Annotated in this window: 14 protein-coding genes and 4 pseudogenes; 8 read left to right on the plus strand and 10 right to left on the minus strand. The window is 67.2% G+C overall.

What is annotated here, in order from left to right:
* Nucleotides 1-8 precede the first annotated feature (8 nt).
* From SHTP_RS18085 to lepA, 3 genes and pseudogenes are all read right to left on the minus strand, one after another.
* On the minus strand, nucleotides 9-782 hold the full coding sequence (locus SHTP_RS18085) for a sensor domain-containing protein (RefSeq protein ID WP_096371345.1): 774 nt from the start codon (nucleotides 780-782) through the stop codon (nucleotides 9-11).
* Nucleotides 782-1525 carry a sensor domain-containing protein gene (locus SHTP_RS18090; protein ID WP_011741400.1) on the minus strand — a complete coding sequence of 248 codons (744 nt, stop codon included), beginning with the start codon at nucleotides 1523-1525 and terminating at the stop codon, nucleotides 782-784. The genes SHTP_RS18085 and SHTP_RS18090 overlap by 1 nt, the downstream gene beginning before the upstream one ends.
* 2 nt (nucleotides 1526-1527) lie before the next feature.
* Nucleotides 1528-3445: pseudogene (gene lepA / locus SHTP_RS18095) on the minus strand (translation elongation factor 4).
* 32 nt (nucleotides 3446-3477) lie between these two features.
* Between lepA and SHTP_RS18100 the strand changes: the two are divergent.
* A pseudogene (locus SHTP_RS18100) lies at nucleotides 3478-4079 on the plus strand (type II toxin-antitoxin system PemK/MazF family toxin).
* 41 nt (nucleotides 4080-4120) lie between these two features.
* Here SHTP_RS18100 and SHTP_RS18105 read toward each other — a convergent pair.
* Nucleotides 4121-4549: a CBS domain-containing protein gene (locus SHTP_RS18105; protein WP_096371346.1), complete on the minus strand. Its 429-nt coding sequence runs from the start codon at nucleotides 4547-4549 to the stop codon at nucleotides 4121-4123.
* Between the two features lie 225 nt (nucleotides 4550-4774).
* On the opposite strand from SHTP_RS18105, the gene SHTP_RS18110 reads away from it, so the two are divergent.
* The 3 genes from SHTP_RS18110 to SHTP_RS18120 all read left to right on the plus strand — a co-directional run bounded on the left by SHTP_RS18110 (nucleotide 4775) and on the right by SHTP_RS18120 (nucleotide 8903).
* Nucleotides 4775-5614, plus strand: a complete 840-nt coding sequence (locus SHTP_RS18110; protein ID WP_020786752.1) for an Rv2407 family type 3 sulfatase — start codon at nucleotides 4775-4777, stop codon at nucleotides 5612-5614.
* 162 nt (nucleotides 5615-5776) lie between these two features.
* Nucleotides 5777-7372 (plus strand): PE family protein, encoded by a 1596-nt coding sequence (locus SHTP_RS18115; RefSeq protein ID WP_172900567.1) that lies wholly within the window; start codon nucleotides 5777-5779, stop codon nucleotides 7370-7372.
* 103 nt (nucleotides 7373-7475) lie between these two features.
* Entirely contained in the window at nucleotides 7476-8903 is a 1428-nt protein-coding gene (locus SHTP_RS18120; RefSeq protein ID WP_096371348.1) for a PE family protein, read from the plus strand.
* Between the two features lie 4 nt (nucleotides 8904-8907).
* On the opposite strand, the pseudogene SHTP_RS18125 reads toward SHTP_RS18120, so the two are convergent.
* The 3 genes and pseudogenes from SHTP_RS18125 to SHTP_RS18135 form a co-directional block, all read right to left on the minus strand.
* Nucleotides 8908-9748 (minus strand): annotated as a pseudogene (locus SHTP_RS18125) (transglutaminase family protein).
* A complete protein-coding gene (locus SHTP_RS18130) occupies nucleotides 9748-10725 on the minus strand; it encodes an alpha-E domain-containing protein (RefSeq protein WP_096372540.1) in 978 nt (325 codons plus the stop codon). The pseudogene SHTP_RS18125 and the gene SHTP_RS18130 overlap by 1 nt, the downstream one beginning before the upstream one ends.
* Nucleotides 10725-12398 carry a circularly permuted type 2 ATP-grasp protein gene (locus SHTP_RS18135; protein ID WP_096371349.1) on the minus strand — a complete coding sequence of 558 codons (1674 nt, stop codon included), beginning with the start codon at nucleotides 12396-12398 and terminating at the stop codon, nucleotides 10725-10727. Before SHTP_RS18135 ends, SHTP_RS18130 begins: the two co-directional genes overlap by 1 nt.
* Before the next feature lie 138 nt (nucleotides 12399-12536).
* Here SHTP_RS18135 and rpsT point away from each other — a divergent pair, with 138 nt between their 5' ends.
* On the plus strand, nucleotides 12537-12800 hold the full coding sequence (rpsT, locus tag SHTP_RS18140; protein WP_011741410.1) for a 30S ribosomal protein S20: 264 nt from the start codon (nucleotides 12537-12539) through the stop codon (nucleotides 12798-12800).
* Nucleotides 12801-12871: 71 nt separating this feature from the next.
* On the opposite strand, the gene holA is transcribed toward rpsT, so the two are convergent.
* The 3 genes and pseudogenes from holA to SHTP_RS18155 all read right to left on the minus strand — a co-directional run bounded on the left by holA (nucleotide 12872) and on the right by SHTP_RS18155 (nucleotide 16330).
* A complete protein-coding gene (holA, locus tag SHTP_RS18145; protein ID WP_265338802.1) occupies nucleotides 12872-13849 on the minus strand; it encodes a DNA polymerase III subunit delta in 978 nt (325 codons plus the stop codon).
* A gap of 12 nt (nucleotides 13850-13861) precedes the next feature.
* Nucleotides 13862-15437: pseudogene (locus SHTP_RS18150) on the minus strand (ComEC/Rec2 family competence protein).
* 17 nt (nucleotides 15438-15454) lie between these two features.
* Complete coding sequence (locus tag SHTP_RS18155) at nucleotides 15455-16330, minus strand: ComEA family DNA-binding protein (RefSeq protein ID WP_096371350.1); 876 nt, start codon at nucleotides 16328-16330, stop codon at nucleotides 15455-15457.
* A 254-nt stretch (nucleotides 16331-16584) separates the two neighbouring features.
* Here SHTP_RS18155 and SHTP_RS18160 point away from each other — a divergent pair, with 254 nt between their 5' ends.
* The 3 genes from SHTP_RS18160 to SHTP_RS18170 all read left to right on the plus strand — a co-directional run bounded on the left by SHTP_RS18160 (nucleotide 16585) and on the right by SHTP_RS18170 (nucleotide 20233).
* Nucleotides 16585-17751: an acyl-CoA dehydrogenase family protein gene (locus SHTP_RS18160; protein WP_096371351.1), complete on the plus strand. Its 1167-nt coding sequence runs from the start codon at nucleotides 16585-16587 to the stop codon at nucleotides 17749-17751.
* 7 nt (nucleotides 17752-17758) lie between these two features.
* Entirely contained in the window at nucleotides 17759-18877 is a 1119-nt protein-coding gene (locus SHTP_RS18165) for an acyl-CoA dehydrogenase family protein (protein WP_015356517.1), read from the plus strand.
* 255 nt (nucleotides 18878-19132) lie between these two features.
* Nucleotides 19133-20233 (plus strand): pyridine nucleotide-disulfide oxidoreductase, encoded by a 1101-nt coding sequence (locus tag SHTP_RS18170; RefSeq protein ID WP_096371352.1) that lies wholly within the window; start codon nucleotides 19133-19135, stop codon nucleotides 20231-20233.
* Nucleotides 20234-20416 lie beyond the last annotated feature (183 nt).

Genomic DNA, 20416 nt, shown 5'->3' on the forward strand with positions numbered 1-20416 from the left:
ATTCGGGGTCAGCTCATATTGCTGACTCTTTCCATCATGGCGTGGGCGATCTCGATAGCGCTGGTATTGATGTCGGCGGACCCCTTGTCTGCGGGTCCTCGCACACTGAAAAACGCGATCTCGACTTCGACCAGGCAATTCCCCCGCAGGCCAATGGCACGCGCCTCCGGTCTGGCCGCTTTGAGCTGTGAACCGGATATCCGGGTGCCAATCGAAACGGTCGCCGCCAGCACGGAGTTGGTGATGCGCACGTCGGTGATCTTGTCCGCGAAGGCGACCTTGCCGCTATCGATGGTCACCATCGCGCCGTCGCAGCTGTCCCATTGCTGGGTGAAGCTCTCGAACAGTTCGGCGGCCTCGTCGGGCCCCGACAGCGCGACCACGCCCTCCGCCACGCTGATCACCTTCGCCGGTCCCGCGGAGTTCCACCAGGTCTCCCGCACCACGTTCTCCACGCTGCCGGATCGACGCGCCGACTGATAGGCGCTCTTGGCCAGCATGGTCGTGATGCCCAGGCAGTCGACCCGCGACACCCGACCGAAGACTTCCTGCAACCTCTCCGGGCCACCGAAGCGCGGTGGCAATTCTGACTTGGCCGTGAAGTCCTGGCCGAGAATCTTTGCCAGTGCGGCGCTGTCCAACAGCACGTCCTTGATCGCTTCTCCGGTGACCAGCTGGGGGGCAAGCCCCGCCGCGGGGAGCGCGGCGCCCGCAACGACAGACGTGCAGCCCGAAGCCAGACTGATGACCAACAGGCAGGCCAAGACCAATCGAGTTCTCATCAGTTCGTGCTCGATACCTTGCGCAGCATCACCTTGACGAGTTCGATCGCCCTGGTCCCGGGTTGCGAGTGCGGCCTGAGCGCCACCTTGGCATCGGCGAGGACGTCGCCCTGGACGCCGACGGCCCGTTCGACCGGGGACTGCGGAGTGTGGTGGTTGTCCCAGCTGATGATGGTCGCCGAAAGTATCGGCCCGTCGGTTCGGACTTCGGTCACTTTCGAATACAACTCTGTATCGCTCCTGTCATGGGTGTACATCGTGACGGTGCGGCCCTCACATTGTCGCCATTGCTGCGTGAAAGACGCGAATAGTCGTTGCGCGTCGTCTGAGGACGCCAGCTTGATCGCGGCCACCGTTGCACTAGACGCCACCACACCGGAGTCGTAATTCCAATAATCCTGCAGTGCCGCCGCGCGGACCGGCGCCACCTCGTAGCTGATCCGCATCGCCGGCGCTATCGCCCCCAGACATTCGATGGGCGCGGCGGCAGAATTATCGCGAATCCCGTTGGGCAACACGCCGATATCACCCACCATCGGCGGGCTGTGGGGCGGCAGATCGTTGCCGACCGCGGCCTTGACCTCCTCGCCATCCGGCAATACTTGCTCGGGGGTAAGCGCATTCGCACCCGGCTGGCCGGCGTGGGTGGACACTCCCGCAACGGTGTTCGTGCAGCCGGTTCCCAGCAGGCCGATACCCAGCAGGGCAACGGCTCCCGCCCAGCCGGCTCGCCCCACCGTCACGGCTACTTCTTGCCCTTATCCCCCGCGGCGTCGGTGGACAGTGCCGCGACAAACGCCTCCTGCGGCACCTCGACCCGGCCGATGGTCTTCATCCGCTTCTTGCCCTCTTTCTGCTTTTCCAGCAGCTTGCGTTTGCGGGTGATGTCACCGCCGTAGCACTTCGACAACACATCCTTGCGGATCGCGCGGATGTTCTCGCGCGCGATGATCTTGGAACCGATGGCCGCCTGCACCGGCACCTCGAACTGCTGACGCGGAATCAGCTCCTTGAGCTTGGTGGTCATCTTGTTGCCGTAGGCGAACGCCGAATCCTTGTGGACGATAGCGCTGAACGCATCGACGGCCTCGCCTTGCAGCAGGATGTCGACCTTGACCAGTTGGGCTTCCTGCTCGCCGGACTCCTCGTAATCGAGACTGGCGTAGCCACGGGTCCGCGATTTGAGCGAGTCGAAGAAGTCAAAGATGATCTCCCCCAACGGCATTGTGTATCGCAGTTCCACCCGTTCGGGCGACAAATAGTCCATGCCCCCCAGCTCGCCGCGCCGCGACTGGCACAGCTCCATGATGGTGCCGATGAATTCGCTGGGCGCGATGATGGTGGTCTTCACCACCGGCTCGTAGACGGTGCGGATCTTGCCCTCGGGCCAGTCCGACGGGTTGGTCACCTGCAATTCGGTGCCGTCGTCCTTGATGACGCGGTACACGACGTTGGGCGAGGTCGAGATCAGGTCGAGGTCGAACTCGCGCTCCAGACGTTCCCGACTGATCTCCATGTGCAGCAGGCCCAGGAAGCCGCACCGGAATCCGAAACCCAGCGCCACCGACGTTTCGGGCTCATAGGTCAGGGCCGCGTCGTTGAGCTGCAGCTTGTCCAGGGCGTCCCGCAGGTTCGGATAGTCCGATCCGTCAACGGGATACAGTCCCGAATACACCATCGGCTTGGGTTCGCGGTAGCCGGTCAGTGCCTCGGTGGCACCTTTTCGGGCGGTCGTGACGGTGTCGCCGACCTTGGACTGCCGCACGTCCTTGACCCCGGTGATCAGATAACCCACCTCGCCGACACCAAGGCCGTCGCTGGCCTTGGGTTCGGGTGAGACGATGCCGACCTCGAGCAGTTCGTGGGTGGCGCCGGTGGACATCATGGCGATGCGCTCGCGGGCGGTGATCTTGCCGTCGACGACGCGGACGTAGGTGACCACACCGCGGTAGATGTCATAGACGGAGTCGAAGATCATTGCGCGAGTGGGTGCGTCGGCATCGCCCTGCGGTGGCGGCACCTCGCGCACCACGTGGTCGAGCAGGTCTGCGACGCCTTCCCCGGTTTTGCCGGAAACCCGCAGCACGTCGCCGGGCTCGCAGCCGATGATGTGAGCAATCTCGCCCGCGTAGCGGTCCGGGTCGGCGGCCGGCAGGTCGATCTTGTTCAGCACCGGAATGATGTGCAGGTCGCGGTCCAGTGCCAGGTAGAGGTTGGCCAGCGTCTGGGCCTCGATGCCCTGGGCGGCGTCAACCAGCAGCACCGCGCCCTCGCAGGCCTCCAGCGCACGTGACACCTCGTAGGTGAAGTCGACGTGTCCTGGCGTGTCGATGAGATGCAGGACGTACTCGGTTCCATCGAGCTGCCAGGGCAGCCGCACATTCTGCGCCTTGATGGTGATCCCGCGTTCGCGTTCGATATCCATCCGGTCCAGGTACTGGGCCCGCATCGAGCGCTCGTCAACGACCCCGGTCAACTGCAGCATTCGGTCCGCCAGCGTCGACTTTCCGTGGTCGATGTGAGCGATGATGCAGAAGTTCCGAATCTGCGCCGGCGGGGTGAAGGTTTTGTCGGCGAAACTGCTGATGGGACTCTCCTGAAGCGGGGGTTTGCGGGTTTCCAGCCTATCTGTGCAGCGCCGCCCGGACCTACTTGAGGCCAATCGCGCTCGGCGGATCGCGTCTATGCTGCGAATATGACGTCTGCCGGGAAGTCCCAGTGGAAGACGTTCCAGCGCTTCGCGGAGAACCTCGTGTTCAACGAGGCGCCCAAGGTTGTCCATCGTCTGCAGAACACCCAGGCAACGCTGCGGACCATTCAGCAAGCCGTCAAAATCACCGCCAACATCGTGGCGATGGGGCTGCCGCCGCCACCGGCCGAGATCACCGCGGGCCGGCCGGTGACCGACACCAGCTCCCCGACCGCTGCGCGGGCGCGCAAGCTCACCTACTCCCCCGACCTCGATGGCCGAGCCGACCCGGGCGAAATCGTGTGGACCTGGGTGGTTTACGAAGACGATCCCACCCAGGGCCAAGACCGGCCGGTGCTCGTCGTAGGCCGTGAGCGCAACGTGTTGCTGGCATTGATGTTGTCCAGCCAGGAGCAGTACTCGGCCGATCCGGACTGGGTCGCAATCGGCACCGGCGACTGGGACTTCGAGGGCCAGCAAGGCTGGGTGCGGCTGGACCGGGTGCTCGATGTACCCGAGGAGAGCATCCGCCGCCAGGGTGCGATCCTGCAGCGCGACGTGTTGACGTGCTGGCGGCGCGGCTGCGTGCCGAGTACAGCTGGCGCTAGCGACGAATGCGGCTATTGGCCGCCGCGGCACCGGGCAGTGATCACCCCTGGGTGATGTAGGACTGCAGCTGCTCCTGCTCGGCCTCGAGTTCTCCCATCCGCGACTTCACCACGTCGCCGATGCTGACGATGCCGATCAGCTTCTGGCCGTCGAGCACCGGCACGTGCCGCACCCGGTTCTGCGTCATCAGCACACTGATGCTGTCGACCGTGTCGGACTTTGTGCAGGTGGCGACGGCACTGGTCATGATTTTAGAGACCGGGCGAGTCAGCACGCTGGCGCCGTGCGTGTGTAGCTGGCGCACGACATCGCGCTCCGACACGATGCCGACCACACCTTCCACTCCGACCACCACCATCGCGCCGATGTTCTGCTCAGCCAAACCGGCAAACAATTCCCGGACCGTCGCATCGGGGTTGATGGTCGTCACCGCTGCCCCCTTGTTCCGCAAGACGTCCGCGATCCGCATTGAGGCCTCCCACAGCTTGTGACCCGACTCACACCCAGGCTACGACTAACTCGTGCGGCGGGAAAGCCAACACCCCAACCGGGCACAAACAGCCAAGTATCGATCCGGTCACCTGCACCTGGGCGCTTCCCGAGCCCCCTGACCGATGGAACCAATCCTGATACCCGCCAGCCGGATCGACCGGTTGAGCGATGACGCACCGACCCGGCTTGCAAGGATGGGCTCATGATTGAGATCACGTTGCTCGGAACGGGAAGTCCCATCCCCGACCCGGATCGTGCGGGGCCATCGACCCTGGTGCGAGCCGGCGGACAGGTCTTCCTGGTCGATTGTGGCCGCGGGGTGCTGCAGCGCGCGGCGGCCGTCGGGGTGGGTGCGGCCGGCTTGTCGGCAGTGCTGCTCACCCACCTGCACAGCGACCACATTGCCGAACTCGGCGACGTGCTCATCACCAGCTGGGTCACCAACTTCGCGGCCGATCCCGCGCCCCTTCAGGTCATCGGGCCGCCCGGCACCGCGGAAACTGTCGAGGCAATGCTCAAAGCGTTCGGCCGCGACATCGGTTACCGGATCGCCCATCACGCCGACCTGAACGCTCCGCCGCCCATCGAGGTTCACGAATACACCGACGGTACGGTCTGGGACCGCGATGGTGTAGCGATCCGAGTGGCACCCACCGATCACCGCCCGGTGGCGCCGACGATCGGGTTCCGCGTCGAGTTCGACGGCGCGTCGGCGGTGCTGGCCGGGGACACCGTGCCCTGTCCCAGCCTGGACGAATTGGCCGCCGGCGCCGGTGCGTTGGTGCACACCGTGATCCGCAAGGACATCATCACGAACTTCCCCCAACAGCGAGTCAAGGACATCTGCGACTACCACTCCTCGGTACAGGAGGCGGCCGCGACCGCCGCCCGCGCGGGGGTGGGCACGCTGGTCATGACGCACTACGTGCCAGCCATCATCGCGGGTCAGGAAGACCAGTGGCGGGCGTTGGCCGCGACCGAGTTCGGCGGGCGCATCGAACTGGGCAACGACCTGCATCGCGTCGAGGTGCACGCCCGCTAGCGGTCCTCCGGGCACGCCCCACTGACTGTTCACCGCCGACACGAATTGCCCTTTTGTCGGCGCGGTGCGGGTTTCGTGGAAACGCAAATCCGCCTGCTCACGCTGCGTAACATCCATATCGCCTGGTAATTGGTCAATGGTCGTGAAGTGGTGGTGGTCGTGATGTCGTTTGCGGTCGTAGCGCCAGAGCTAATGCGGGTGGCCGCTTCGGATCTGGACAATATCGGCTCCACGCTCAGCGCCGCCAACGCGGTCGCGGCGGCCCAAACGACCGCGGTGCAGGCGGCCGCGGCCGACGAAGTGTCTACCGCGATCGCGGCCCTGTTCGGCTGGCACGCGCAGACGTACCAGTCACTGAGCGCGCAGGCGACGTCATTTCATGACCAGTTTGTTCAGACCCTGGCGTCGAGCGGGACCTCGTATTGGTCCGCGGAAGCCACCAATGTCGAGCAGACGCTGCTCAACGCGATCAACGCACCCACCGAGGCCCTGTTCGGACGCCCGCTGATCGGCGACGGCGCCGACGGGCAAACCGTCAACGGGGTGGGACAGGCCGGCGGCGACGGGGGCTTCCTGTGGGGCAACGGCGGCAACGGCGGCGACAGCACCAGTGCCGGTGTGGCCGGCGGCGCCGGCGGTAGTGCCGGGCTCTTCGGCAATGGCGGCGCTGGCGGCACCGGCGCGGATGCTGATGTGAGCGCGACCAACGGTGGCGCCGGCGGGGCGGGCGGCAACGCCGGACTGATATTCGGCTTCGGCGGAGCCGGCGGCACCGGCGGCAGCGGCATCAATTCCTTCGCCTCGTTCGGCGGCGACGGCGGCGCGGGTGGTAACAGCTACCTGTTAGGGGCCGCCGGCGCAGGCGGCAACGGCGGGGTGGGCCTGGGGACGTCCGGATTCGGCGGCACCGGCGGGGACGGCGGCCAGGGCGGGCTGTTCGGAAACGGCGCCGCGGGCGGGCTGGGCGGTCAGAGCACCGACGGTGACGGCGGCAGTGGTGGCAGCGGCGGTCGAGCCGGAATCCTCTATGGCGACGGCGGCGACGGCGGTGCCGGCCGGTTCAGTTCAGGGTCCGGCGGCGCCGCCGGCACCGCCATCCTTGCCGGCAACGGCGGTAGCGGCGGCAACGGCGCTAGCAGCACGGCTACCAGCGGCGACGGGTTCGGCGGTTTCGGTGGGATCGGCGGCACCGGCGGCCTGTTCTTCGGCAACGGCAGCGACGGCGGCAACGGCGGCGACGGGTTCGACGTCGCCAACGGGGGCGGCTGGGGCAGCATCGGCGGCTCGGCCCTGCTCTTCGGCGACGGTGGTGCCGGCGGCAACGGCGGCGCCGGCGGCGGCCAGGGCGCAAACGGCGGCCTCGGCGGCCTGGTGATCGGCAACGGCGGCAACGGCGGCATCGGCGGCGCCGGCGATTCCGGTAACCCCGCCGGCGGTCAAGGTGGCAACGGCGGCGGCGCCTACCTGATTGGCAATGGCGGCTGGGGAGGCGTCGGCGGTGCCGGCGACGGCACCGGCGACGGCGGCGACGGCGGCAGCGGTGGCGACGGCGGGTGGCTGCTCGGCAACGGCGGTAACGGCGCCGAGGGCGGCACCAGCTCAGCAACCGGTGGGGCCGGCGGCAATGGCGGTGACGCTCGGTTCATCGGCAACGGCGGCGACGGCGCTCACGGAGGTGACGGTACCCCCGACGGTGCCAGCGGTACCGGCGGCAGCGGCGGCATCCTGTTCGGACAGAACGGCAGCGATGGCGGATAGCCCACAGCGTCGGGCGGACGCGGGCGAAATGTGCCCGGACTGCTGATCGCATCGCGATACGATCCGCACCTGGCCCAGTGGTCCTGACCCTCAGAGGTGCGCCATGGCATATGTGATCGCCGACCTGGAGGCAATGGCCGCGGCGGCCGCCGATTTGGCCGGGGTGAATTCGGCAATCGCGGCAGCCAACGGGATTGCCGCGGTCCCGACGACCGCCGTGCAGGCCTGCGCCGGCGATCAGGTGTCAGCGGCCGTCGCGGCGTTGTTCGCCGCGCATGCCCAGGGCTATCAGAGCATCAGCACACAGATGTCGGCAATGCATGACCAGCTCGTGCAGACCCTGTCCGCCAGCAGCGCGTCCTACGCCGGGGCCGAGGCCTCCAACGCCGCACAAGCATTGCTCGGTCTGATCAACGCTCCTACCCAAGCGCTGCTGGGGCGCCCGCTGATCGGTAACGGCGCCGACGGCGCGACCGTCGGCGGAATCGGGACGCCCGGCGGGGCGGGCGGGCTGTTGTACGGCAACGGCGGCCGGGGCGGTGACAGCACCCTTGCCGGTGTCTCGGGAGGCGGCGGTGGCGACGCCGGGCTGATCGGTAACGGCGGCAGTGGCGGCACCGGCGGCAACGGCGGCAGTGGCGGGCTCGGCGGCAATGCCTGGCTGCTCGGCAGCGGCGGTATCGGCGGCACCGGGGGTGCCGGTGTCTCATCCGGATTCGGGGGTACCGGCGGAAACGGCGGCCTGGGCGGGCTGCTCTACGGCAGCGGCGGTGCGGGTGGCACGGGTGGTGCCGGTGCCGCGGGCGCCGTGTTGGGCGGCATGGGCGGGCTGGGCGGTGACGCGCGGCTGTTCGGCACCGGCGGCGCCGGCGGGACTGGCGGCGACAACAGCCTGGGCCTGACCGGTCAGGGCGGCCAGGGCGGCGACGGCGGCTACGGCGGTGCGCTGTTCGGTTCCGGAGGTTCCGGCGGGGGCGGCGGCACCGGGAGTTCCGCTGGCGGCGACGGCGGCGCGGGCGGCGCCAGCGGCTACGGAATCGGCAACGGCGGTGCCGGCGGTGCGGCCGGCGACGGTGGTGGTGCGGGCAGCCTCGGCACCGGCGGGAATGGCGGATCGGGCGGACGCGCCGCGTTGCTCTACGGCGTCGGTCGTGACGGCGGGGCCGGCGGCGCCGGCGGCGACGTCGTCGGCAGCGCTGGCGGCAGCGGCGGGCTCGGGGGCGCCGCCGGGTTGGTCGACGTCGGCGGCGACGGCGGAGCCGGTGGGGCGGGCGGCGGCGCCGGGGGTGACGGCGGCGCCGGCGCTTATCTGATCGGCGACAGGGGTGATGGCGGGGCCGGCGGGGACGGCAACGCGGGCAGCCTCGCGGGCGGCACCGGCGGCAATGGCGGTGACGCCAAGCTCATCGGTAACGGCGGCAACGGCGGTGACGGTGGGGTCGGCTTCGGCGGCGGCGCCAACGGCTCCGGTGGTACCGGCGGCGCCGCGGGGCTGCTTGGCAGCCCCGGCAGCGACGGCACCACCGTTTAAGGCCCTAGGCCAGCCGGGTGATCTCCACGTCCACGTCGAGGTCGGTGACGCCAAGCCCGGAGTAGATGCCTTTCAGCGGAGGTACGTCGCTGTAATCGCGGCCGGCGCCCACGCTGATGTACTGCTCGCTGATCTCGGTGTCGTTGGTCGGGTCGTAGTGCCACCAACCGCCGGTCCACGCCTGGATCCAGGCGTGACTGCGTCCGGCCACCGACTTCCCCACCACCGCGTTGCGCTTGGGATGCAGATAACCGGACACATAGCGCGCAGGAATTCCCAGGCCCCGCAACACAATCAGCGACAAGTGCGCAAAGTCCTGGCAGACGCCTTTGCCCTGTTCCAGGGCATCGAGCCCGGAGGAGTGCACACCGGTGGTGCCGGGCAGGTAGTCCAATTCGCTGCGCGCCCAACGGGCCGCCGCGACGACCGCCTCCGCCGGGTCGTGATACTTCCTGATCCGGCGTCCCACGGCGGCGACACGTTTGCTTGTCGGGGTGTACGAGGTGGGGCCGCAGCACCTCGTCGAAACGATCGATGACGGCCATCGACTCGAGTTCTTCCCAGGTGACCTTCGCCTCCGGCGGCTCCGGACGCTCGGTCTCGACGACCGAGGAGGACGTGACCGTCAGCTCGGTGTGCGGGGCGTGCAGGTCGAACGCCGTCACCGCGGTACCCCAATAGTCGACGTAGCGGTAGGACCGGGTAGCCGGAATGGTTTCGACCCGGTTGAGGATCACGTTCTGCCGGGAGTTGGACCGCGGCGTCAGTCGCGCCTCGTTAAACGACGCCGTGACCGGCGCCTCGTATGCGTACCCGGTGCTGTGCACCACCCGCATCCGCCACATCAGGATTCTCCCTTCCTGGCGACCATCTGGCCGCGGGGGCCGGCATCGGTCCAGGCTACCCATGGGGTTACGTGGAAATACTGCAGTGTCAAGGCTTCTCCGACGTCACGACAGGTTCGTTGCAGACCTGACAAGCGGCTGTCCAGGGACTCCAGCAAGACCCCGGGCTGGACGAACTCGAGTTTGCTGCGCGCTTGCCCAAGCAGCCGCTGCGCTTCGGTGGTCGCCCCGATGCGGCTCTGCGGATTATGCAGCAGCTCATCGAGGTTGTGTTCGGCCATGCGCAGCGAGTAGTAGACCGAGCGCGGGAACAGCCGGTCCAGCATCATGAACTCGACCACCCGGGCCGCGTCCAACACCCCGCGATAGGTGCGCAGATAGGTGTCGTGGGCACCCACCGAACGCAGCAACGTGACCCAGGCCGGCGATGACGCGCTGTCCCCTACCCGGGACAGCAACAGGCGCACCGTCATGTCGACCCGTTCGATGGCGCGGCCCAGCAACATGAACCGGTATCCGTCGTCGCGCGACAGAGTGGAGTCGGCCAGCCCGGCGAACATGGCCGCACGCCCTTCGACGAATGACAGAAATTCATGCGGCCCAAGTCGTTTGGCTGCTCGCTCACGTTCCGGGAGAGCGTGGTAGGTGGTGTTCAGGCACTCCCAGGTCTCGATGGACGTCACTTCGCGAGCCGACTTGGCGTTTTCCCGCGCCGCTGAGATCGCCTCGACGATCGAACAGCCGCCCGAAGCGTTGGTGCTGAAGGCCACCAGGTCGGTCAACGACCAGACATCCAGCTCGTGATCGGGAAGGTCGATGCCGAGCACCCGCAACAGCAGCCGCGAGGCATGGTCGGGGTCGATGCTGGAATCCTCGAGCAGCTGGTGTATCGCGACATCGAGAATTCGGGCGGTGTCGTCGGCGCGCTCCACGTAGCGACCGATCCAGTACAGCGCTTCGGCGTTGCGGGCAAGCATCACTTCTTCGCTTTCTGCTGCTGTTGTTGCTGGTGCTGACCTTCTTGCGGCTGATTTTGCTGCGGCTGCTGCTGGTTGGGCCGCGTATCGTCGGGACTCTGCTCGGGCACGGTCCGCGGCAACGACCGCAGCACTTGGGCGCCGCCCAGCTCACGGCCGGTAGCCAAGGAGCGCGGCGCCAGCACCCAGGTGTCCTTCGACCCGCCGCCCTGACTGGAATTGACCACCCGTGACCCCTCGACCTGGGCCACCCGGGTCAACCCACCCGGCAGCACCCACACGTCGTTGCCGTCATTGACCGCAAACGGCCTCAGGTCGACGTAGCGTGGCGCCAGCGAGTCCTCGATGCGTGTCGGCACGGTCGACAGTTCCATCATCGGCTGCGCGATCCAGCTACGCGGATCGTCACGAATCTTCTTGCCGACCGCGGCCAGCTCCTTGTCCGACGCGTCCGGGCCGAACACGATGCCGTAGCCCCCGGATCCCTCGACCGGCTTGAGCACCAGTTCCTTGAGCCGGTCCAGCACTTCTTCGCGTTCCTCGTCCAGCCAGCACCGATAGGTGTCCACATTGGCCAGCAACGGCTTTTCGCGCAGGTAGTACTCGATCATGGTGGGCACGTAGGTGTAGACGAGCTTGTCGTCACCGACACCGTTTCCGATCGAGCTCGAGATGACCACATTGCCCGCGCGGGCGGCATTGACCAGACCGGCCACTCCCAGCACCGAGTCGGCGCGGAACTGCAGCGGGTCCAGGAAGGCGTCGTCGATGCGCCGGTAGATGACGTCGACCTGGCACTCCCCCTCGGTGGTGCGCATGTACACCTGATTGTCGCGACAGAACAGGTCGCGGCCTTCGACCAACTCGACGCCCATCTGCCGGGCCAGCAGCGAATGTTCGAAATAGGCCGAGTTGTAGACACCTGGGGTCAGCACCACCACGGTGGGGTCGGCCTCGTTGGTGGCCGCCGAGTTGCGGAGCGCCCGCAGCAGGTGCGAAGGGTAGTCGTCGACCGCACGGACCCGATGGGTGGCGAACAGGTTCGGGAAGACCCGCGCCATGGTGCGCCGGTTCTCGATGACGTAGGACACCCCCGACGGCGAGCGCAGGTTGTCCTCGAGGACCCGGAAGTCACCGCACTCGTCGCGGATCAGGTCGATGCCGGCGACGTGGATGCGCACACCGTTGGGCGGAATGATCCCCACGGCCTCCCGGTGGAAGTGCTCGCAGGAGGTGATCAGCCGCCGCGGAATGACGCCGTCACGCAGGATCTCCTGGTCGCCATAGATGTCGTCCAGGTACATCTCGAGGGCCTTGACGCGTTGGATGATGCCGCGTTCCAACCGGGACCATTCGGCCGCCGAGATCACCCGGGGCACCAGGTCAAGCGGGAACGGCCGCTCCTGGCCCGACAGCGAAAACGTGATGCCCTGGTCTAGGAATGCGCGGTCCAACGCATCGGCGCGGGCCTTGAGCTCCGACGCATCCGACGGCGCAAGCTCGGCGTAGATGCCCTTGTAGGGGCCGCGAACGTTGCCCTGGGCGTCGAACATTTCGTCAAAGGCTTGGGAATACACATCCGACGAGTTGTAGCCGCCGAATATGCGTTCCGGACGCGCTTGTGACCGCCGCCTACTTGCTTGCATCGGTTCAGTAAGACTCACCTGGTTCATGGTGCCTCAATTCGACAATCCGCCGAGCTAACGGCTCCTCTTTTGGGTGAAAACGTAACCGACTGATAACCTGAGCACTCGCTGTCGGGTGTCAAGGTCACCCGAGCAACCACCGAGCAGACTTTAAGGAACTAACGCGTGGCCAACATCAAATCGCAGCAAAAGCGCAACCGCACCAACGAGCGCGCCCGACTGCGCAACAAGTCGGTGAAGTCGTCGCTGCGTACGGCGGTCCGGTCGTTCCGCGACGCTGCTCACTCGGGCGACAAGGAAAAGGCCGCCGAGCTGCTGGTTTCGACCAACCGCAAGTTGGACAAGGCGGCCAGCAAGGGCGTCATTCACAAGAACCAGGCCGCCAACAAGAAGTCGGCTCTGGCGCGCGCCCTCAACAAGCTGGGCTGACCCGTCAAACCTGAGAACCGGGCCTGGTCCAGGCCCGGTTCAAGCGTGTCTCAGGCCTGGTTCACATCTGGTCAGGCCCGGTCGGCGACCAACTCGGCCACCGTTCTGACCGCGGATTCCAGCGCGTAGTCAGCGTCGGCCGCGGCTCCCTTGACGTCGGCGTTGAGTTGCGCGACCAACTGCATCGCCGTTGCGACCTTGTCGCACGACCAGCGCCGCGCTTGCTTCTGGGCCTTTTGCACCCGCCACGGCGGCATGCCCAGCTGGCTTGCCATGCGGTACGGGTCTCCAGACAACGGCCCCACCCGACCGATCGTGTGTATGGCTTCGGCCAGGGCATCGGCCAGGACCACCAGCGGTTCTCCGCGCATCATCGCCCAGCGCAGCGCCTCGGTGGCGCCGGCCACGTCGCCGGCCACCGCCTTGTCGGCGATATCAAAACCTTTCACCTCGGCCTTGCCGCTGTGATAGCGACGGACCGCGACGGCATCAACGTCACCGCCGGTGTCGGCAACCAGCTGTGAACAGGCCGAGGCCAGTTCGCGGATATCGGATCCGACGGCATCGAGCAGGGCCGTCACAGTATCCTCGCCGACCTTGACGCGCAGCGCGCGGAACTCGCCACGGACAAAGTCGACACGCTCGCTAGCCTTGCTGATCCGCGCACACGGGTGCACCTGCGCACCCAGCGACTTCAGCTCACCGGCGAGCGCCTTGGCCCGCCCACAGCCGGAATGCACCACCACCAGCACCGTGCCCGGTGGAATGTCGGCGGCGGTCGAGGCGATCAACGCGACCGCGTCTTTGCCGGCCTCGGCAGCGGCCTCCAAAACGACTATCCGCTCCTCGGCGAACAGCGAGGGGCTCAGCAGTTCGGCCAGCTCGTAGGTGCTGACGTCGCCCGCGCGCATTCGGTTGACCGGCACGTCGTCGGTGCCCGCGGCCTGGCGTGCCCGCTCACGCGCTGCCCGCACGATGTCGCCCACCGCCCGCTCGACCAACAGTTCCTCATCACCCAGGACCAAGTGCAACGGCGAAATCTCGCTCACCCCCTGATGGTGTCACGAGGGGCCGACCAGGCCCGCCACCGACCACGCCAGCCCACTGCCGAGGGTGGCCAGCAGAGCTGAAATCATCGCGAGCCGAATCCACCGAAATCGCCACAGCGCCACCACCAACACGGTGACTCCCCCCACAATCAGCACCCCGGCAAGCCCCGCCGGGACGGCCACGGTCGCCCCTGGCACATCGGCGGCCCACCGCGCCACATGCAACACCCACCACACCTGCGGCCCGGTGAAGCGGATCAGCAGCTGCGCGCCGGCCGGCCACGGGATGACCAGCACGGCCGCCGCACTGCCCAGCACGGTGATCGGCGCGATCACGGCGGCTACCGCGAGGTTGGCAACCACTGCGACCACACTGAACCGGCCGGAGATCGCGGCGACCAGCGGTGCCGTCACCACCTGTGCCGCGGTCGCGACGGCGAGCCCGTCCGCCAGCACTTTGGGCCAGCCCCGCGCCACCAGGCCGTCCGACCACCCCGGAGCGACGACGACCAGGGCCGCGGTAGCCACCACCGACAACGCGAAACCCATGTCAACGGCCAGGTGCGGCGCCGCGACCAGCAACACGAGCACGGTGGTCGACAGTGCCGGAATCGCCTGCCGTCGACGCGACGACAACATCGCGGCCAGCGCGATGGATGCCATCAGCGCCGCCCGCAACACACTTGCCGTCGGCTGCACCACGACCACAAACGCCACCAGCGCGATCCCGGCCAGTGCCACCGCGGCCCGCGGTCCAACCCAACGCGCCGAGAACAGCACCGCACCGCACCGCACCGCAGACGATGGTGACGTTGGCTCCCGACACCGCCGTCAGATGGGTCATCCCCGCTGACCGGAACGCGCGGCCGGTCTCGGTGCTGACCGTCGAGGTATCACCGAGGACCAAGGCGGGCAGCATCGCGGCCTGGTCGGCGGACAGAACGCGCCGTGCCGCCGCGGCAAACCGGCCGCGCACCTGGTGAGCGGCCCGCTGCAACGCACCGGCACGACCAGCCTTGACCGCACCCGCCGAGTTGAGCACCGCGACCGTGAGATCGTGGCGGGCGGGACCGCTGATGCGGGCCGTGAAGCGCACCGGCCGCCCGACCATCAGCTCTCCCATCTCCTCGAGCTCGGAGGCACGCGCGAACACCACGACACGACCGGAGATCTCGTCATCACGCAACCGCTGGATCGTCGCCCGAAACATCAATCGGTCAGACCCCAGCGACAAGGCACTTTCACTGGGTGTGACGGTCACCGCGGCTGAGGTTCCGAACGCGGCGCTGATCGGATGGCGCGCCAGGGCCTCGGTCCGCAGCGCGATCGCCATTCCAAAGCCCGCGCCCACCACCCCGACCGTGACCAGGCCGGCGCTGACTGCGCACGGCCACCGCCTCGACCGCGGCCGGCGATCGGTGATCCACCACAACACCCCGGCCCCGAGCGCGAGCAGCAGGCACCCGGATGCGCACGCGCGACCGACCGGCCAGACGATTCCCGCCGCGGTCACGATCCAGCTGGTAAGCGCACCCGGAACCAGACGCACATCCAGTCGCTCCGCGACGTCGCGGCCGGCGCCGGCCATCCCGCTATGCACCGGCGTCAGACGCGAACCAGGGACCGCAGCTTCTGCAGTCGCGCCGGACCGATGCCGTCAACTTCAGCAAGCTGGTCCACGCTGGTGAACTTGCCGTTAGCCGCTCGCCACGACACGATCGCAGCGGCGGTGACCGGCCCCACCCCGGGCAGCGAATCCAGTTGTTCCACCGTCGCGGTGTTGAGGTCGAGGACCTCGGCCGGATTGGGGCCCGGGCTCCTCGTGCCCGACGTCGCCGCGGGCGCTGGGCTTGGTGTGGCGGCGCCGATCGAGCTGCCGAATCTTTTGGGCTGCCCCGCGACGGGTGCGAGCCCCACCACAATCTGTTCGCCATCGGCCAGCTGACGGGCCATGTTGAGGCCGATGGTGTCCGCACCGGCCAGCGCGCCGCCGGCGGCCTGCAACGCATCGGCTACCCGGGCGCCCGGTGCCAGCGTGAACAGTCCCCACGTATGGACCAGGCCAACGACACTGACCACCACCGGCCGATCCGGGCCGGCAGCCGCGGCGGGACTTGCCGAGGATCCAGGGCTGGCTCCCGAGCTCCCCGAAACATGTTCCACCGCGGGTAGTTTCGCCGACATCACCGGCGCAGGGCGATCGTGCAGCAACGTGAAAGCGGTGACCAGCACCGCAAGCGCGGCGACTACGGCCAACGCGATGGCACCGGCACGCCCGGGGTCGGCGCGCACCCTGCTCAACAAGCCGCTGCCATCTCCTGCCTCCGACAGCCAGCGCGGGAGCAGCGAGTTCGGGTCGTCATCGCGATCGTCGTGCGGATCCGCACCGGATTCGGCGGCACCGGACTCGGCGTGCAATCGGAGGTCGGGGGCGGTGGTGAGCCGTCGCTGCAGTCGCTCGGCGGGAAGCTCTGTTCGCATGGGCCGACGGTAAATGCGCCGACCGCCACACCAACTCGAAGCGACGGCGCCAAGCCTGGTGCTTGTGGATGAACCCGACACTGTGCATCGGGCAGGTGCAGCAGGACCGGTCCAACACCGGTGTCGAGGCACCCGATTAACAGGTGAGCCCGCGATGCGCCTAACGTGCGAGGCAGGACTGCCGGTTTCCGGCACGCGCAGTCCCTGCGCGGGAAGCAAACCCAACGGTGGTCACCTGAAACAGGAGGCTGCCGATGAAGCTGGCTCTCACCCCCGACGAAGCCGCCTTCCGCGACGAGCTTCGCACCTTCTACACCACCCGGATACCCGAAGACCTGCGCGAGCTGGTGCGCCAGGGCCAGTCGCCGAGCCGCGATGAGATCGTCACGTGCCACAAGATCCTCAACGATCACGGGCTGGCGGTGCCGAACTGGCCGGTGGAATGGGGCGGTAAGGACTGGACACCGACTCAGCACCAGATCTGGGCCGACGAGATGCAGCTGGCCAGCGTCCCGGAGCCGTTGAACTTCAACACCAAGATGGTCGGTCCGGTGATCGCCGAATTCGGATCCCAGGAGATCAAGCAGCGCTTCCTGCCGCCGACGGCCAGCCTCGACATCTGGTGGTGTCAAGGCTTCTCCGAACCTGAAGCCGGTTCGGATCTCGCATCACTGCGCACCACCGCCGTGCGCGATGGCGACAGCTACGTCGTCAATGGCCAGAAGACATGGACGACGCTGGGCCAGTATGCCGACTGGATTTTCTGCCTGGTGCGCACCGACCCCCAGGCGCCCAAGCGGCAAGCCGGCATTTCGTTTCTGCTCATCGACATGGCCACCCCCGGCATCACGCTGCGGCCGATCAAGACCATCGACGGTGGTCACGAAGTCAACGAGGTGTTTTTCTCCGACGTTCGAGTACCGGCCGATCAACTCGTTGGCCAGGAGAACCAGGGCTGGACCTACGCGAAGTTCCTGCTGGGCAACGAGCGCACCGGGATCGCCGGGGTGGGCCGCACCAAGGTGCGCCTCGCCGAGGTGAAAAAGCACGCTGCCAACAACGGCCTGCTCGACGATCCGCTGTTCGCGGCGCGCCTTGCTGAAGCCGAAAACGAGCTGCTGGCATTGGAACTCACCCAGGCTCGGGTGGTTACCGACTCGGCAGACGGTAAGCCCAACCCGGCGTCGTCGGTACTCAAGTTGCGCGGCAGCCAATTGCAGCAAGTCGCCACCGAATTGCTCGTCGAGGTAGCCGGGCCCGACGCGCTACCGGTGGGCGGTGCACAGGCAGCAGGGATCGCGTCACCGCAGTGGGCCCAGCGCAGCGCCCCGCGCTACCTGAACTACCGCAAGACATCGATTTACGGCGGCAGCAACGAAGTGCAGCGCAACATCATCGCGTCCACCATCTTGGGATTGTGAGGCAGTCATGGACTTTCAGTACAGCGACGAGCAAACGCTGCTCCGCGACACCACCCGTGATCTGTTGTCGCGCAGCTATGACGCGGAGAGCCGCAACAAGATCATCGACACCGATCTCGGCTGGAGCCGCGACGTTTGGAGTCAACTGGCCGACACCGGGATCTTGGGGCTCGGATTCGAGCCGGCCGAGGCCGGCCAGATCGAGATCATGCTGGTGATGACCGAAGTCGGTCGCCGGCTGGCCCCGGAACCCATCGTGCACGCCGCGCTGGCACCCGGCGCGATCATCGCCGAGTTGGGCAACGACGCACAGCTGCAGCTACTCGACGAAGTCGCCGCCGGAGGGCGACTGCTGGCGTTCGCACACCTGGAACCGGGCCAGCGCAGCCCGGCGGCCACCGTGTCGACTCGTGCTGTGCGGCAAGGTGATTCATGGCTCCTGAGCGGAACGAAAAATCCGGTCCTGGCTGGTGACTGCGCCGACACACTGGTGGTCAGCGCAGCTTTGCCCGATGGTGGGGTCGGGTTGTTCCTGGTGGATGCCGGCCCCGAGGGCGGTGGGGTCGACAAGCACCCGTACCCGACGTTCGACAGTCAGCGCGGTGCGCAGATCGACCTGGACCAGGCGCCCGCGGCACCGCTGGGCGACGCCGTCGACGCGTCAGCCGCCATTCGCAACGCCATCATCCGGATCCAGTCGGCGATGTGCGCCGAAGCGGTCGGTGCGATGGAAGAAGCCCTTCGCCTGACCACCGATTACCTCAAGACGCGCAAGCAGTTCGGCGTCACACTGAACAAGTTCCAGGCGCTCACCCAGCGTGCGGCCGACATGTACGTGTCGCTGGAGCTGGCCCGCAGCATGAACTTCTACGCCGCAATGTCCATTGCCGACGGCAACCTCGACCCGCTCATCGCCTCCCGGTCCAAGCTTCAGATTGGCCGGTCGGGCCGCCACATCGCGCAAGAGTCGATCCAGCTGCACGGCGGCATCGGGGTGACCGCGGAGTATCCGGTGGGCCACTACGCGGCCCGGCTCACCGCGATCGACCACACCCTGGGTTCCACCCAGGATCAGCTTCGGGTTCTCATCGATCACATCGCCGACTACGACCTGGTCAGGCTCTAACTCCGGGCCGCCGATCGCCTGCCCGCCGCGCCCAGCCCGGCGGCGATCCGCGGAACCGTTTGACCGGCACCCGATCGGGACGCCCGGCGCGCCAACACCCGCCCGTAGTCACAACCATTGGTTGTAACCACTCAAAGAAGTGCCCTCTGCCCACGCGCGGCTGCCGCCGAAATACTAGAAATGTCGGCGCGTCAACGTGCGCCGGCAAGACGAAACAAACCGACAAACGTATGCGAACAAGCCTCAAGAGGAGACATGACTCACTACACGTGGACCGTCATCGGAGCCGGACCCGCAGGGATCGCCAGTGTTGGCAGACTGCTCGACCACGGCGTGCGGCCCAATGAAATCGCTTGGATAGATCCGCAGTTCGCGGCAGGAGACCTGGGCGAAAAGTGGGGTGCCGTCCCGAGTAACACCCAAGTATCGCTGTTCCTGGACTACTTCAACGCCTCACCCGCGTTCGGCTTCGCCGCGGCACCGCATTTCGACCTGCACGACATCGACCCCCAGCACACCTGCCAACTAGGCGTAGTCGCCGGGCCGCTGCGTTGGGTCACCGAGCACCTGCGGGCCAAGGTGGCAGCATTTCAAAGCACCGCAACCGAGCTCTCACTGCGCAACCAACACTGGCAGATCACCACACTCGACGGTGAAATCTCTTCCAAGAACGTGATTCTGGCGGTTGGCTCGACACCCAAGAAGCTGACCTACCCCGAGCTGAAAGAGATACCGGTCGAAGTTGCCCTCAACCCTGAGAAGCTGGCGCAGCAACAACTGGACGGGGCAACCGTTGCCGTATTCGGCTCGTCCCACTCGACGATGATCGCATTGCCGAACCTGCTCGAGCATCCCGTGCACAAGGTGATCAACTTCTACCGCAGCCCGCACAGATACGCTGTCCCCTTCCAGGATTGGACCCTCTTCGACGACACCGGCCTCAAAGGCGACGCGGCTCGGTGGGCGCGGGAGAACATCGACGGACGGCATCCCGAACGGCTGCACAGGTGTTTGGCCGACAGCCCGGAATTCGCTAGACTGCTTCGCGAATGCGACCAGGCCGTCTACACCGTCGGGTTCGAACGCAGGCACCTTCCCCTGACCCCGCAGTGGGGACCGCTGGAGCACGACGGCGCCAACGGGATTCTCGCGCCCGGGCTGTTCGGGATCGGCATTGCATTCCCCGAGTACCGGACCGATCCGCTGGGATTCGGCGAGCACCGGGTGGGAATGGCCAAGTTCATGCAACGCCTCAACAGTGTCCTGCCGCTGTGGCTGCAGTACGGCGGATCGCCGGCCCAGGCGGCGGCTCTTTGCCCGGACGGCGTCGGGCTGCTCGCGGGCGCAACCGCCTAGGGAGCCAGCGCACACGGCTAACTCCAGCTGGGGTCAGTCCGCGGCGAGGCCGTCTCCCGCCCCGCACCCGGATGCCGCTATGACGACCGGGCGCGGGGCGGGCCGGCAGCACCGAAGGACCCCAGACGTTGCCGCTGGCGGGGCCCGTGCACAACCCCAACGGTCCGCGTCCGGTGGGTGGCA

Origin of the sequence: Mycobacterium ulcerans subsp. shinshuense, from assembly GCF_002355775.1 — a bacterium.
Taxonomy (GTDB): domain Bacteria; phylum Actinomycetota; class Actinomycetes; order Mycobacteriales; family Mycobacteriaceae; genus Mycobacterium; species Mycobacterium marinum.